Origin of the sequence: Nocardiopsis sp. NPDC006198 (genome assembly GCF_040613895.1) — a bacterium.
Lineage (GTDB): Bacteria > Actinomycetota > Actinomycetes > Streptosporangiales > Streptosporangiaceae > Nocardiopsis > Nocardiopsis tropica.
In genome coordinates, this window is sequence record NZ_JBEXSY010000043.1 from 18,387 (window position 1) to 31,798 (window position 13,412).

Consider the following 13,412-nt stretch of genomic DNA (forward strand, 5'->3'; position numbering starts at 1 on the left):
CCCATCTCATCCCTACGCCAGTACATCCGACAACACACCAACCCCGCCGTCTTCGGTGTGTCCGGCCTCGTCATCATCGCCTTCGTCGTCGCGGGCATCGTGGCCACCGACCCCCTCCTGTCAGCGGCGACGGCCACGCGCGACTGGATCGGCGAGAAGCTCGGCTGGGTCTACGTCCTCGCGACGTCGCTCTTCCTCGGCATCGCGATCGTCCTCATGCTGAGCCGGTTCGGCTCCGTCCGGCTCGGCCCCGACGACTCCCGGCCCGAGTTCAACACCCTGGCGTGGTTCGCCATGCTCTTCACCACCGGCATGGGCATCGGCCTGGTGTTCTGGGGGGTCTCCGAGCCCATCCACCACCTGCACTCGCCCCGTGACGCGGAGTTCGTCACCCCGGAGGGGAGCCCCCCGCCCCCGGAGGCCGCGGGCGAGGCACTCGCCCTCAGCTACTTCCACTGGAGCTTCCACCCGTGGGCGATCTACATCGCCCTCGGCCTCTCCCTCGGCTACTTCGCCTTCCGCAAGGGCCTGCCGCTGCGCCCCGCGTCCGCCCTGTACCCCCTCCTGGGGGACAGGGCCTTCGGCTGGCCCGGCAACCTCGTGGACATCCTGGCCGTGTTCGGCACGATCTTCGGGCTGGCCACCTCCCTGGGCCTGGGCACCCTCCAGATCAACGGCGGCCTCAACCACGTCTTCGGCATCCCCTCGAACTCCCTGGTCCAGTCGGTGATCATCGTCGTGATCACGGCGATCGCCCTGCTGAGCGTGCTCTCCGGCATCGACAAGGGCATCCGCAGGCTCTCCGTCATCAACCTGTGGCTCGCGTTCGCGCTGCTGGTGATCGTCTTCCTGTTCGGGCCGAAGCTGTGGATCATCAGCATCACGACCACCGGGGCCGGGGAGTACCTCGGCAACCTCGTCCCCTGGAGCCTGTCCTTCCCCAGCCCCCTCGTGGACGAGCAGGCGGCGTCCTGGACGACGACCTGGCCCATCTTCTACTGGGGGTGGTGGATCTCCTGGGCCCCCTTCGTCGGCATCTTCCTCGCGCGCATCTCCTACGGGCGCACCATCCGCGAGTTCGTCCTGGGCGCGCTGTTCGCCCCCGTCCTCGTGTCCATCCTGTGGTTCGGCGTGTTCGGCGGGTCCGGGCTCTACTACGAGCTGTTCGGCGACGGCGGGCTCAACGAACTCGCGGAGGAGGACCGGGCCTTCCGCCTGATGGACCTGCTGCCCATGGGTGAGATCGTCGGGCTGGTCGTCTCCGTCCTCCTGATCCTCGTGGTGGCGGTCTTCTTCATCACCTCGTCCGACTCGGGATCGCTGGTCGTGGACACCCTCACCAGCGGCGGCGACCTGCACCCGGTCAAGGCTCAGCGCGCCTTCTGGGCCATCAGCGAGGGCGCGGTCACGCTGATCCTGCTGGTCCTGGGCGGCACCAACGCCCTGTCCGCCCTCCAGGCGGCCTCGGTCGTGACGGGGCTGCCCTTCGCGGTCATCCTGCTGTTCATGGTCTGGGGCCTGGTCAAGGGGCTGGCCTCCGAACCGAAACCGGGGGCGCCGAAACGGTCCCGGGCGGAGGACCGGGGCTCCCAGAGCCCCTCCCGCCCCGACTGACCCCCTCACCGCAAGCGAAGAGAGGAGGCCCCTGTGGCTCCCCGAAAGTTCAACAACCCGTTCCACGGCGTGGTGGACATGATCAGTGAGATGAACCGGATCTCCGACAGCATGTCCTCGCTGGAGAGCGGGCAGGCGGGCGACAAGGAGCGCGGCTACTCGGACGCGTGGAGTCCCCCGACCGACATCCTGGCCCGGGGGAACGACCTCGTGCTCCGGTGCGAGATCGCCGGGGTGCACGAGGAGGGCGTGTCGGTGAGCTTCAACGACGGCATCCTCAGCATCAGCGGAGAGCGCCACCGCGACGAGGACGACGTCGTCTACTACACGTCCGAGCGCTTCATGGGCACGTTCCGCCGGAGGGTCAGCCTGCCGGAGGGCGTCAAGGAGGAGGACATCGAGGCCTCCTACGCCGAGGGCCTGCTGGAGATCACGGTGCGCGGCGGGGCCAACGCCCGGGGCCCCAAGCGCATCACGGTGCGCAAGAGGGCGCCGAAGCGGCCCTGAGGCGGTGTCCGCGGCTCGTTCCGGGTTCGCGCCCGGCGGGCTCCCGCGGCTCCGCCCGCCGGTCCCGCCCCGCCGTGGCGGGGCGGGACCGCCCCGGCCCCCCTACGGGAGGCGGCACGGCGGGGAACCAGCGGCGGCGCACGCGGCCGGCCGCCCTTCCCTGCGGTCCCGGGCGCCGTACGGGCGGCGGGGAACGCGCAGACTCCGGGAACCGAACGGCCCGCGGATCCGACACCAGGGGTGGACGGCCGCGGGAGCGCGGCCCGGAACCTGGAGCGAACACCCGTGAACCCGACCCGTACGTGGGCCGCCACCGCCCTCCTCGCCCTCTCCCTGACCGCCTGCGGAGGTCCCGCGGCCTCTCCCGACGCCACCGGCGCCGCCGACGAGGACGCCCCCTCCACGGCCGCCGCCACCGCCGCCGACTCCTTCGGGGTCACCGACCCCTGGGTCAAGGCCGCCACCGCCGACGACGGCATGACCGCCGTCTTCGGTGAGATCACCAACGGCTCGGACGCGGAGGTCACCATCGTCTCCGCCTCCCACGACGCCGCCGACACCGTCGAACTGCACGAGGTCGTCACCGAGGGCGCGGACTCCACCATGCGCGAGAAGGACGGCGGGTTCGTCGTCCCCGCCGGGGGCGGTCTCCCCCTGGAGCCCGGCGCCGACCACATCATGCTCATGGACCTCACCCGTGACCTGGAGCCGGGTGACGAGACCACCGTGACCGTGGAGTTCTCCGACGGCTCCACCGCCGAGTTCACCGCGCCCGTGAAGGAGTACGCCGGGGCGAACGAGGAGTACGAGGGCGGCGGTCACGGGGACGGGGGCCACTGATGCCGGAACGCGGTGCGGGCGCGGGGCCGCTGAGCCGCCGCCGCCTGATCCTGGGCGGGGCGGCGGGCCTCGGCGCGGCGGGGATCGCCGGAGCCGCGGCCGCCACGTGGGCCGGCCGGTCGGAGGGCGGCCCCGACCCGGCCGCGGCCCCCCCGCTCCACGGCTCCAGGACCGTGCCCTTCCACGGCCCCCACCAGGCGGGGGTGGAGACCCCGCCCCAGGCGCACGGCACGTTCGTGGCGCTGGACCTGGGTCCGGAGGTCGACGCGGAGGGGGTCCGGCGGCTCATGCGGCTGCTCAGCGACGACGCCGCCCGCCTGGCCCGGGGCGAGCCCGCCCTGGCCGACACCGAGCCCGAGCTGGCGGAGGTCCCGGCCCGGCTCACCACCACGTTCGGGTTCGGACGGGGCCTGGTCGAACGCGTGGACCCCGGCGCCGTGCCGGACTGGCTGGAACCGCTGCCGGAGTTCGGCCACGACCGGCTCGACGCGGCGTGGGGCGAGGCGGACCTGCTGGTACAGGTGTGCGCGGACGATCCCCTCACGGTCTCGCACGCGGTGCGGATGCTCCTCAAGGACGCGCGGGCCTTCACCCGGCCCCGGTGGACCCAGAGCGGGTTCCGCCGGGCCCACGGGTCCCAGCCCGACGGCACGACCATGCGCAACCTGATGGGCCAGGTCGACGGCACCGTCAACCCCGAGCCGGGGACGGCGGACTTCGAGCACCTGGTGTGGGGCGGCGGCGGACCGGCGTGGCTGGAGGGCGGCACGGGGCTGGTGATCCGGCGTATCGCCACCCACCTGGACACGTGGGACGAACTGGACCGACCGGCCCGCGAGGCCGTCATCGGCCGCCGGCTGGACAGCGGCGCGCCCCTGACGGGCGCGTCCGAGCACGACGAGGTGGATCTGGCGGCCGTCGACGCCACCGGGCTGACGGTCGTCCCGGCGTTCGCCCACGTGCGCAGGGCGGTCACCGGCGACCCGGAGGAGCGGATCTTCCGCCGCGCCTACAACTACGACATGCGCGGGACGGGCGGGGAGGAGGCCGGTCTGCTGTTCGCGGCGTTCCAGGCCGATCCCGTGCGCCAGTTCGTGCCCATCCAGCGGAGCCTGGACGAACTCGACCTGCTCAACGAGTGGGTGACCGCCGTGGGCTCGGCCGTGTTCGCCGTCCCGCCCGGCTGCGAGGAGGGGGGATACGTGGGGCAGACCCTGCTGGAGGGCTGACCGGCGCCCCCGCCCCCCGTCCGCGGACGGGGGGCGGGGCGGGGGACGGGGCGCTCCCTAGAAGACCCGGTCCGCCTCGTACGGGCCGATCACGGCGAGGGCCCGCGGCCGCGACAGCAGCTCGGCCGCCACCTCGGCCACGTCCGTGCCGGACACCGCGTCGAACAGCGCCAGGTCCTCGTCGATCGAGTAGTGGCGCGGCTTGTTGAGCTCGTGCGAGAGCAGCCGCCCCATCCGCGCGTTGGTGCCCTCGCTGCCGAGGACCAGGGAGCCCTGGATCTGGCCCTTGGCCCGGGTCAGCTCCTCGGCGGTGATCCCCGAGGCCGCCACCTTCTCCAGCTCGTCGCGGCACACGCCGATGACCTCGTCGGCCTTCTCCGGCAGGCAGCCCGCGTAGATCTGGAACATGCCGGTGTCGGCGTAGCCGGTCTGGTACGCGTGCACCGAGTACGCCAGGCCGCGCTTCTCCCGCACCTCCTGGAACAGGCGGGACGACATGCCGCCGCCCAGGGCGGCGCTGAGCAGCCGCAGCGCGTGCCAGCGCGGGTCGGTCCTGGTGATGCCCTCCGAACCCAGGATGATGTGCGCCTGCTCGGTGTCGCGCGGCTGCACCACGGTGCCGCCGTTCGTGGCGACCGGACCGGCCCCCGCACGCGGGCGGGCGGGGCGGGCGTCGCCCGCCGCGGCCAGCTGGTCGGCGAACATCGCCCGGACCTGCTCCACCACCTGGTCGTGGTCCAGGCTCCCGGCCGCCGTCACGATCAGCTCCCCGGGCACGTACACGTCCCGGTACTGCTCGGCGATCCGGTCCCGGGGCAGGGCGCGGATGGTGTCGGTGGTGCCCAGGATCGGGCGGCCCAGCGGGGTGTCCCCGTAGAAGTGCGCCGCGAAGACGTCGTCCACCAGGTCGGCGGGCTCGTCCTCGTACATGGCGATCTCCTCCAGGATCACGCCCCGCTCCGTCTCCACCTCCCCCTCGTCCAGCACCGAGTTCGCGACCATGTCACCGACCACGTCGATGGCCAGCGGAAGGTCGCGGTCCAGCACCTTGGCGTAGTAGCAGGTGTGCTCCTTCGTGGTGTAGGCGTTGTGGTCGGCGCCCACACCGTCCAGCAGCGCGGAGATCTCCAGCGCCGACCGGGTCCGCGTCCCCTTGAACAGCAGGTGCTCCAGGAAGTGCGCCGACCCCGCGTGCGCGGAGTCCTCGTCGCGGGAGCCGGTGGTGGCCGAGATCCCGAACGCCGCGGACCGGCCACCCGGGATGTTCTCGGTGACCACGCGCAGGCCGCCGGGCAGGACCGTGCGGCGCACCAGGCCGGAACCGCCGTCGGGCTCCAGCAGCGTCACGGTCGTGCCCGGATCCTGCTCGGCGGCGATGGGGACAGAGCTCATGAATCCTTCTTCTTCGCGTCGGAACATCGGCGGCCGGGCCGCCGGGGGCCCAGCCGAGGATACGCGCCGGGGGCGGCCGCACCCGTGGTGCGACCGCCCCCGACACGCGTCAGTCAGGATCAGGTGTTCTCGGAACGCCCGCCCGAGCTGCGGCGGCGACGGCGACGGGGGGCGTCCCCGTCCTTGTCACCACCGTTGTCCTCGCCCTCGGGGGCCGTGTCGGCCTCGACCTCGGCCTCGACCGCCGGGGCGGCGGAGGCGGCCTCGGCCTCGACGACCTCGACCGGGACGAGCGAGAGCTTGCCGCGGTCGTCGATCTCGCGGATCTCGACCTGGATCTTCTCGCCGATGCCCATGACGTCGTCGAGGTTCTCGATCCGCTTGCCGCCGTGCAGCTTGCGGATCTGCGAGATGTGCAGCAGGCCGTCCTTGCCGGGCAGCAGCGACACGAACGCGCCGAACGTCGTGGTCTTGACGACGGTACCCAGGTACCGGTCGCCCACCTCGGGCATCGTCGGGTTCGCGATCTGGTTGATCGTGTCCCGGGCGGCCTCGGCGGACGGGCCGTCGGTGGCACCGATGTAGATGGTGCCGTCGTCCTCGATCGTGATCTCGGCGCCGGTGTCGTCCTGGATCGAGTTGATCATCTTGCCCTTCGGGCCGATGACCTCTCCGATCTTGTCCACCGGGACCTTGACGGTGAGGATGCGCGGAGCGTTCGGGCTCATCTCGGCCGGACGCTCGATCGCCTCCTGCATCACGTCGAGGATGGCCAGGCGGGCGCCGCGGGCCTGCTGGAGCGCGAGCGCCAGCTGCTCGGCGGGGATGCCGTCGAGCTTGGTGTCCAGCTGCAGGGCCGTGATGAGGTCACGGGTGCCGGCGACCTTGAAGTCCATGTCGCCCATGGCGTCCTCGGCGCCCAGGATGTCGGTGAGGGTGACGTACTCGTCGCCCTCGCTGATCAGTCCCATGGCGATGCCCGACACCATCTCCTTGAGGGGCACGCCGGCCGCCATCAGGGACATGGTGGACGCGCAGACCGAACCCATCGAGGTGGAGCCGTTGGACCCGAGGGCCTCGGACACCTGGCGGATGGCGTAGGGGAACTCCTCGCGCGCCGGCAGCACCGGGAGCAGGGCGCGCTCGGCAAGGGCGCCGTGCCCGATCTCGCGCCGCTTGGGCGAGCCCACCCGGCCGGTCTCACCGGTGGAGTAGGGCGGGAAGTTGTAGTTGTGCATGTAGCGCTTGGTCTTGTCCGGGTTGAGCGTGTCAACCATCTGCTCCATGCGCAGCATGTTGAGCGTGGTGACACCCAGGATCTGGGTCTCGCCGCGCTCGAAGAGGGCGGAGCCGTGCACCCGCGGGAGGACGCCGACCTCGGCGCTCAGCCCGCGGATGTCCTTGGGGCCGCGGCCGTCGATGCGGACCTTCTCGCGCAGGACGCGCTCGCGCATGACCTGCTTGCTGAGCGAGCGGAAGGCGGCGCCGACCTCCTTCTCGCGACCCTCGAAGTCCTCCGCCAGCTTCTCGCCGGCGATGGCCTTGACGCGGTCCAGCTCGGCCTCGCGGTCCTGCTTGTCCGCGATGGTGAGCGCCTTGGAGAGCTCGTCGCGGACGGCGGCCTCGACGGCCGCGTACGCGTCGTCCTCGTAGTCGAGGAAGATCGGGAACTCGGTGACCTCGCGGCTCGCCTGGTCGGCGACGGCCTGCTGGGCCTTGCACAGCACCTTGATGAAGGGCTTGGCGGCCTCGAGGCCCTCGGAGACGGACTGCTCGTTGGGGCCGACGGCGCCCTCGGCGACCAGCTTCAGCGTCCGGGTGGTGGACTCGGCCTCCACCATCATGATCGCCACGTCGCCGTCCTCCAGGACGCGACCGGCGACCACCATGTCGAAGGTGGCGCCCTCCAGCTCGGCGTGGGTCGGGAAGCCCACCCACTGGCCGTCGATCAGGGCGACGCGCACGCCGCCGATCGGGCCCGAGAAGGGGATGCCGGAGATCTGCGTGGACATCGAGGCCGCGTTGATGGCGACGACGTCGTACAGGTGCTCGGGGTGCAGGGCCAGGATCGTCTCGACGATCTGGATCTCGTTGCGCAGGCCCTTGCGGAACGACGGGCGCAGCGGCCGGTCGATCAGGCGGCAGGTGAGGATGGCGTCCTCGGAGGGACGTCCCTCGCGCCGGAAGAACGAGCCGGGGATGCGGCCCGCGGCGTACATGCGCTCCTCGACGTCCACCGTCAGGGGGAAGAAGTCGAGGTTCTCCTTGGGACGCTTCGAGGCGGTGGTGGCCGACAGGACGACGGTCTCGTCGTCCAGGTAGACCGTCGCCGATCCGGCGGCCTGGCGGGCCAGGCGACCGGTCTCGAAGCGGATGGTACGGGAGCCGAACTTGCCGTTGTCGATGACGGCTTCGGCCGAGTAAACGCCCTCCATGGGCGACCTCCTACTACTACACGTGTTCGCGTTCGTCGCGCCGGGCACGGGCGTGCCCCGGGCGCTTCGTTGTTCGTTTCCCGCGTCCGTGCCCCGGAGTTGATGACGGCCGGTCATCGATCGAAGCCCACGGCACGCCTGGGAGGCGCTGTCCGGGGACCACTACCGAGGACCGGCCTCGACTCTGGTGCCGAGGGAGGGGCGCGGGTGATCTCTGTGAAATTAGGCGGGCGGCGGTCTGTGACCGCCGTCGCGTCACACCTTACTAACAAAGCGGGAGCGGCCGAAGCCACTCCCGCCGTTCACACCTAGCGGCGCAGGCCCAGACGCTCGATCAGCGAGCGGTAGCGGGTGATGTCCTGCTTGGCGATGTACTTGAGGAGGCGGCGGCGACGACCGACCATCAGGAGCAGGCCACGACGGCTGTGGTGGTCGTGCTTGTGGTCCTTGAGGTGCTCGGTCAGCTCGGTGATGCGGTGCGTGAGCAGCGCGACCTGGACCTCGGGGGAACCGGTGTCACCCTCGGTGGTGGCGTACTCGGCGATGATCTTCTCTTTGGTGGCGGTGTCGATCGACACGTCGCTCCTTCGCTGGAAAGTCGGCACGCAGGGCGGATCCCGATACGTGACGGGGATCAGACGCGGTGACCGCGCGTGCGAACAGTCACCGTCGCGTGTGGTGCGCGCGGCCCTCCGCCGACGGCGTGGGCGCACCGCGCTCCCCACGGGTCGGTTCACCGGATCGTGACCGTCCGCGAGGCACACGTGGACGAACCCACCCTACCGCAGAGCACGAGGTGACGGGGCTGACCCGCGGGTGCGCCCCGTCTCCCCGCGCCCCGGTCAGGCCGCGCCGAGGACCTCGCGGCACCGGTCCACGTCCCGGCGCATGGCCACGATGAGCTCCTCGATGCTGTCGAAGCGCTCCTGGCCGCGGATGCGCGCGGTGAAGTCCACGGTCATCCGGACCCCGTACAGCTCCAGGTCGTCGCGGTCCAGGGCGTAGGACTCCACGGTCCGCTCCGCGCCGTCGAACGTGGGGTTGGTGCCCACGGAGATCGCGGCCGGCCAGCGCGTCTCGTGGCCGGCCACCGGCGTGACACGGCTCAGCCAGCCCGCGTAGACACCGTCTCCGGGGACCGCCGTGCCGGGCAGCAGGTCCATGTTGGCGGTGGGGAACCCCAGCAGCTCGCGTCCGCGCGCCGCCCCGTGGACGATCTCCCCCTCGACCCGGTGCGGGCGGCCGAGCAGCCCGGCCGCCTCGGCCACGGCCCCCTCGGCGAGCAGTGCGCGCACCCGCGTCGAGGTGATCGCCTCGCCGTCCGCGACGAGGGCGACCCCGTACGCGGTGAAGCCGAACCCGGCCCCGAGCGCGGCCAGCGCGGCGACGTCGCCCGCGGCGCGGTGCCCGAACCGGAAGTCCTCCCCCACGACCACGGCCGCGGCGTGCAGCCGGTCGACCAGCACCCGGCGCACGAACTCCTCGGGGGCGAGCGAGGACAGGTCCTTGGTGAACCCCAGGACGCACACGGCGTCGGCGCCGTACTCCCCGAGCAGCTCCACCCTCCGCTCCAGCGGGGTCAGCACCGGCGGGGCGGTCCCCGTCAGCACGGCCCGGGGGTGCGGGTCGAAGGTGACCACGACGACCGGGAGCCCGAGTTCGCGGCCGCGACCGACGGCGGCCTCCAGGATGGCCCGGTGGCCCCGGTGCACCCCGTCGAACACGCCGACCGCCACCACGGAGCGCCCCTGCCCGGAGGGGATGCCCTCCAGCCCGTCCCATCGCCGCACGTCCGGCTCCCCTGCTCGTCGTTCCTCATGGCTCCGCGCCGGGCCCCGCCGCCGGGGGCCGCGGGGCTTTCCGGAACCAAGGGTGCCACGCCGGGCGCACCGGCACCGACAGACCGGGGGTGTGGCCCGGCACACTCCCCCGCCGCGGAGGCGCCGCCCTTCTCAGCGACCACCCGAGCAGTGGTACGCGTCGGCCCTGCCCCGGATGTCGAGCACGGTGACCCGGCGCGCGGCCTCCTCGATCCGGTACCGCACGCGGTAGGAGGAGCGCCTGGCCACCCGTTGCCCGGTGAAGGGGGCGTTCAGGGGTTTTCCCACGGCGCGGGGTTTCGTTCCGAGGTCACCGTCGACCAGCGCCCGGACCGCCGAGGCGATCTTGAGGGGGAGTCCGTCGGTGAGCGCCCGTCGCGCCGGTCGCGCGAGCACGAGGGCGTAGCGATCGCTCACCCGTTGTCCTCCCGACGGACCCTCTCGCGCATCAGGTCAGCCATCTCCGCCGCCGTCGTCACGTCACCGGCCTCCAGGGACTCCTCGGCCTCCTGCAGCCTCCGCTGCTCCTCGGGGCTGTCCAGGAGGGCGAAGGTCTCCGTCATCGACTCGTAGTCGTCCACGGAGATCACCACGACGCTGGGCCTGCCGTTGCGGGTGATGGTGACGGCGTCGTGGGTTCTCTCGACCTCGTCGACGATCGTGGACAGGTGGTTCCTGGCTTCCGCCAGCGGCATCGTCGTCATGGCGTCAGTGCTGGCCAACAGGCCATGAGCTGTACATGATTCACGCCAGAATTCCCTGTTTCGTGCCTTCCTGCTGTCCCAGCCGATGCACCGGGTGGTGCGCGGGGAACTGGAGGAAGCGGGGCTGCGGCGGACGTGAGGGCCCGTGCGCGGCGCGTCCGCGCGGTGCGCCGCCCCGCCGCCGGCAGAGCGGGGTTGGCACACGCCTCCGCCACCGCTAACGTGCCCGGATGGCGATGATCGACACGGGAGACACCCGGCTCGCGTACGACGAGGCCGGCTCCGGGCCGGCGATCGTGTTCGTGCACGCCGGGGTCGGTGACCGGCGCATGTGGGACCACCAGTTCGCCGCCTTCTCGCGAACCCACCGGGTGGTCCGGTACGACTGGCGGGGCCACGGCGGTTCGGCCGACCACGAGGGGCCCGTCACCCACCACGAGGACCTGCTCGCCCTCATGGACGGGCTCGGCATCGGGCGCGCGACCCTCGTGGGCGCCTCCTACGGCGGCGCCTGCTGCGCGGACGCCGCGCTGGCCGCGCCCGACCGGGTCGAGTCCCTGGCCCTGGTGTGTCCGGGCCTCTCGGGGCACGAGTGGCCCGAGGTGTTCGTCCGCGAGTCGCGGAAGATGGTCCTGGCCGCCGTCCCCCACGAGCGCCTGGAGGTGTACGCCGCCGGACGCGCGGAGCCCGACCCCGCGGACGTCGCCGCGATGGCGCAGGCCCAGGCCCGCTTCATGGTGCTGGGCCCCGGACGGGACCCCGAGGACATGCCGCCCGAGGCGTGGGACACGGTCCTCCTGATGCTGCGGGAGCTGTTCGCCCGCCGGTGGTCCGGGCCCGCCCTCACCACCCGTTGGCCCGGCAGGCCGTCCAAGGAGCGGCTCGGCGAGATCGCCGCGCCCGCGCTCGTGGTGAAGGGCCTGTCGGAGCCCGGCCCCGTCCGGGAGGTGGCCGACCTGTACGCCGAGGGGATCCCCGGGGCACGCCTGCTGGAGATGCCGGAGACCGGACACCTTCCGTCCGTCGAGCGCCCGGCGGAGCTGACCGCCGCCCTCGCGGACTTCCTCGGCGTGTCCTGAGGCGCCCGGAGGGTCAGGCCGGCTCGAACACCACCAGGGGCTTCATGTGGTCCCTGCGGTTCTCCCCCAGCGCGATCACCCGGCCGTCGGGGGCGAACATGCCGACCGGCCCGGGGCCGAGCGAGCTCGGCCCGATCCGGTTCCCGTTCCGGACCAGGCGGGTCTCGTCGTCGGTGAGCATGCGCACCGGGAAGGCCACCGCGACCGCGCGGGCCAGCGGCACCTGCGTGAACTCCGCGGCCAGCTGGTCGAGCGTGCGGGCCTGCGACAGGTCGTAGGGCCCCACCCGCGTACGGCGCAGCGCGGTCAGGTGGCCTCCCACGCCCAGGTCCTCGCCCATGTCCCGGGCGAGTGCGCGGATGTAGGTGCCGCTGGAGCACGTGACGGAGGCGTCCACGTCCACGAAGACGCCGTCGGCGTCCTCCACCCTGCGGACGGCGGTGACCTCGAACCGCGCCACGGTGACCGCGCGGGGCCGGAGCACGACCTCCTTGCCCTCACGCGCCGACTTGTAGGCGCGCTTGCCGCCCACCTTGATCGCGCTGACCTGCGGCGGGACCTGCTGGATCTCACCGGTCAGCCGGGCGACCGCCGCGTGCACGGCCTCGTCCCCGACCTCCGAGGCGTCGACCCGCACACCGGGCTCCCCCTCCGCGTCGTCGGTGTTGGTCACCAGGCCCAGCCGGATGGTCGCCGCGTACTCCTTCTCGGTCAGCGTCAGGTGGCCGAGGAGCTTGGTGCCCTTCTCGATCCCCAGCACGAGGACCCCCGTGGCCATCGGGTCGAGGGTGCCCGCGTGGCCGACCCGGCGCGTGCGTGCCAGCCCGCGCGTCTTGGCGACCACGTCGTGCGAGGTCCAGTCGGCGGGCTTGTCGACGACGACGACGCCGCTCTCGGCCATGGCTCTCCTCGGAGCTTCTGGAGGGAAGGGGACGGCGGCGGCGCGACCGCGCCGCCGCCGGTGGTGCTGGAACGGGGAGGGAGGCTACTCGTCCTCGTCCTCGTCGTCCTCGCGGGGCGCCTTGTACGGGTCGGCCTCTCCCGCGTGCTTGGCGCCGGTCGCCTTCTCGGCCACCTCGGCGTCGGACTGGCGCGCCTTGACCAGCAGTTCCTCGATGTGCTGGGCGTTCTCCTGGACCTCGTCGATGACGAAGGCCAGGCTCGGCGTGTGCCGGATACCGGTCTGGCGCCCCACCTCGCTGCGGATGACGCCCTTGGCGCTCTCCAGAGCGGCGGCGGAGGCGGCCTTCTCCTCCGGGCTGCCGAACACCGTGTAGTACACCGTGGCGTCCCGCAGGTCGGCGGTGATGCGCGCGTCGGTCACGGTGACGAATCCCAGGCGCGGGTCCTTGATCCTCCGGTCCAGCATCTCGGCGACGATGCGCTGGATGCGGTCGGCGATCTTCCGCGCGCGTGCGGCGTCAACCATCGTCAGTCTTCCTCTTCGTTGAAGAGCCGCTGCCTGGCGGAGAGCAGCTCCAGTTCGGGACGTCCCGCGACGAAACGTTCGCAGGTGTCCATCAGGTCACGGGCGTGCGCCGCCGTCGGCGCGACCACCGCCACGCCGACCTTGGCCCGTCGGTACAGGTCGTGGTCCCCGACCTCGGCCACCGAGACGGAGAACTTGCGGCGCAGTTCGGCGATCACCGGCCGGACCAGCGAGCGCTTCTGTTTGAGCGAGTGGACGTCACCGAGAAGGACGTCCAGGGTCAGCGACCCGACGTACAAATGATCACCTGTGGTGTTGTGGGGAAAGAGTGTGGGACCCCGGCCACACGGCCGGGGCCCCTTC

14 protein-coding genes are annotated in these 13,412 nt (G+C 72.2%); 5 read left to right on the forward strand and 9 right to left on the reverse strand.

The genetic code is table 11. The features are described from left to right. Window positions 1-57 precede the first annotated feature (57 nt). The 4 genes from ABZ234_RS23955 (at window position 58) to ABZ234_RS23970 (ending at window position 4,190) form a co-directional block, all read left to right on the forward strand. Window positions 58-1,614 carry a BCCT family transporter gene (locus ABZ234_RS23955; protein WP_355013520.1) on the forward strand — a complete coding sequence of 519 codons (1,557 nt, stop codon included), beginning with the start codon at window positions 58-60 and terminating at the stop codon, window positions 1,612-1,614. A gap of 33 nt (window positions 1,615-1,647) precedes the next feature. Continuing rightward, on the forward strand, window positions 1,648-2,121 hold the full coding sequence (locus ABZ234_RS23960; protein ID WP_355013521.1) for an Hsp20/alpha crystallin family protein: 474 nt from the start codon (window positions 1,648-1,650) through the stop codon (window positions 2,119-2,121). A gap of 285 nt (window positions 2,122-2,406) precedes the next feature. Next, a complete protein-coding gene (locus tag ABZ234_RS23965) occupies window positions 2,407-2,961 on the forward strand; it encodes a copper chaperone PCu(A)C (RefSeq protein WP_267948456.1) in 555 nt (184 codons plus the stop codon). Next, a complete protein-coding gene (locus tag ABZ234_RS23970) occupies window positions 2,961-4,190 on the forward strand; it encodes a Dyp-type peroxidase (protein ID WP_355013522.1) in 1,230 nt (409 codons plus the stop codon). Before ABZ234_RS23965 ends, ABZ234_RS23970 begins: the two co-directional genes overlap by 1 nt. 57 nt (window positions 4,191-4,247) lie before the next feature. Here ABZ234_RS23970 and ABZ234_RS23975 read toward each other — a convergent pair whose 3' ends face one another. The 6 genes from ABZ234_RS23975 to ABZ234_RS24000 all read right to left on the reverse strand — a co-directional run bounded on the left by ABZ234_RS23975 (window position 4,248) and on the right by ABZ234_RS24000 (window position 10,559). Beyond that, the gene (locus ABZ234_RS23975) at window positions 4,248-5,582 is read right to left on the reverse strand and encodes a pitrilysin family protein (RefSeq protein WP_267948454.1); all 1,335 of its coding nucleotides are present in this window, start codon (window positions 5,580-5,582) and stop codon (window positions 4,248-4,250) included. A gap of 119 nt (window positions 5,583-5,701) precedes the next feature. After that, entirely contained in the window at window positions 5,702-8,017 is a 2,316-nt protein-coding gene (locus ABZ234_RS23980) for a polyribonucleotide nucleotidyltransferase (protein WP_267948453.1), read from the reverse strand. Between the two features lie 308 nt (window positions 8,018-8,325). Continuing rightward, window positions 8,326-8,595, reverse strand: coding sequence for a 30S ribosomal protein S15 (rpsO, locus tag ABZ234_RS23985; protein ID WP_267948452.1), 270 nt, complete (start codon window positions 8,593-8,595; stop codon window positions 8,326-8,328). Window positions 8,596-8,859: 264 nt separating this feature from the next. Next, window positions 8,860-9,807, reverse strand: coding sequence for a bifunctional riboflavin kinase/FAD synthetase (locus ABZ234_RS23990; protein ID WP_267948451.1), 948 nt, complete (start codon window positions 9,805-9,807; stop codon window positions 8,860-8,862). A gap of 162 nt (window positions 9,808-9,969) precedes the next feature. Beyond that, a complete protein-coding gene (locus ABZ234_RS23995; RefSeq protein ID WP_355013523.1) occupies window positions 9,970-10,254 on the reverse strand; it encodes a type II toxin-antitoxin system RelE/ParE family toxin in 285 nt (94 codons plus the stop codon). Continuing rightward, a complete protein-coding gene (locus tag ABZ234_RS24000; RefSeq protein WP_355013524.1) occupies window positions 10,251-10,559 on the reverse strand; it encodes a type II toxin-antitoxin system Phd/YefM family antitoxin in 309 nt (102 codons plus the stop codon). The genes ABZ234_RS23995 and ABZ234_RS24000 overlap by 4 nt, the downstream gene beginning before the upstream one ends. 212 nt (window positions 10,560-10,771) lie before the next feature. On the opposite strand from ABZ234_RS24000, the gene ABZ234_RS24005 reads away from it, so the two are divergent. Next, window positions 10,772-11,620: an alpha/beta fold hydrolase gene (locus tag ABZ234_RS24005; RefSeq protein WP_355013525.1), complete on the forward strand. Its 849-nt coding sequence runs from the start codon at window positions 10,772-10,774 to the stop codon at window positions 11,618-11,620. Between the two features lie 13 nt (window positions 11,621-11,633). Here ABZ234_RS24005 and truB read toward each other — a convergent pair whose 3' ends face one another. The 3 genes from truB to ABZ234_RS24020 all read right to left on the reverse strand — a co-directional run bounded on the left by truB (window position 11,634) and on the right by ABZ234_RS24020 (window position 13,348). Further along, a complete protein-coding gene (gene truB / locus ABZ234_RS24010; RefSeq protein WP_355013526.1) occupies window positions 11,634-12,521 on the reverse strand; it encodes a tRNA pseudouridine(55) synthase TruB in 888 nt (295 codons plus the stop codon). 84 nt (window positions 12,522-12,605) lie between these two features. Further along, window positions 12,606-13,049 (reverse strand): 30S ribosome-binding factor RbfA, encoded by a 444-nt coding sequence (gene rbfA, locus ABZ234_RS24015; protein WP_267948446.1) that lies wholly within the window; start codon window positions 13,047-13,049, stop codon window positions 12,606-12,608. A 2-nt stretch (window positions 13,050-13,051) separates the two neighbouring features. Continuing rightward, window positions 13,052-13,348 carry a DUF503 domain-containing protein gene (locus ABZ234_RS24020; RefSeq protein WP_267948445.1) on the reverse strand — a complete coding sequence of 99 codons (297 nt, stop codon included), beginning with the start codon at window positions 13,346-13,348 and terminating at the stop codon, window positions 13,052-13,054. Window positions 13,349-13,412: the final 64 nt, after the last annotated feature.

Coding starts and splice junctions, on each gene's coding strand:
- ABZ234_RS23970 (WP_355013522.1), top strand. CDS start 2,961: ATGCCGGAACGCGGTGCGGGCGCGGGGCCGCTGAGCCGCCGCCGCCTG.
- ABZ234_RS23975 (WP_267948454.1), bottom strand. CDS start 5,582: ATGAGCTCTGTCCCCATCGCCGCCGAGCAGGATCCGGGCACGACCGTG.
- ABZ234_RS23980 (WP_267948453.1), bottom strand. CDS start 8,017: ATGGAGGGCGTTTACTCGGCCGAAGCCGTCATCGACAACGGCAAGTTC.
- ABZ234_RS24005 (WP_355013525.1), top strand. CDS start 10,772: ATGGCGATGATCGACACGGGAGACACCCGGCTCGCGTACGACGAGGCC.
- truB (WP_355013526.1), bottom strand. CDS start 12,521: ATGGCCGAGAGCGGCGTCGTCGTCGTCGACAAGCCCGCCGACTGGACC.
- rbfA (WP_267948446.1), bottom strand. CDS start 13,049: ATGGTTGACGCCGCACGCGCGCGGAAGATCGCCGACCGCATCCAGCGC.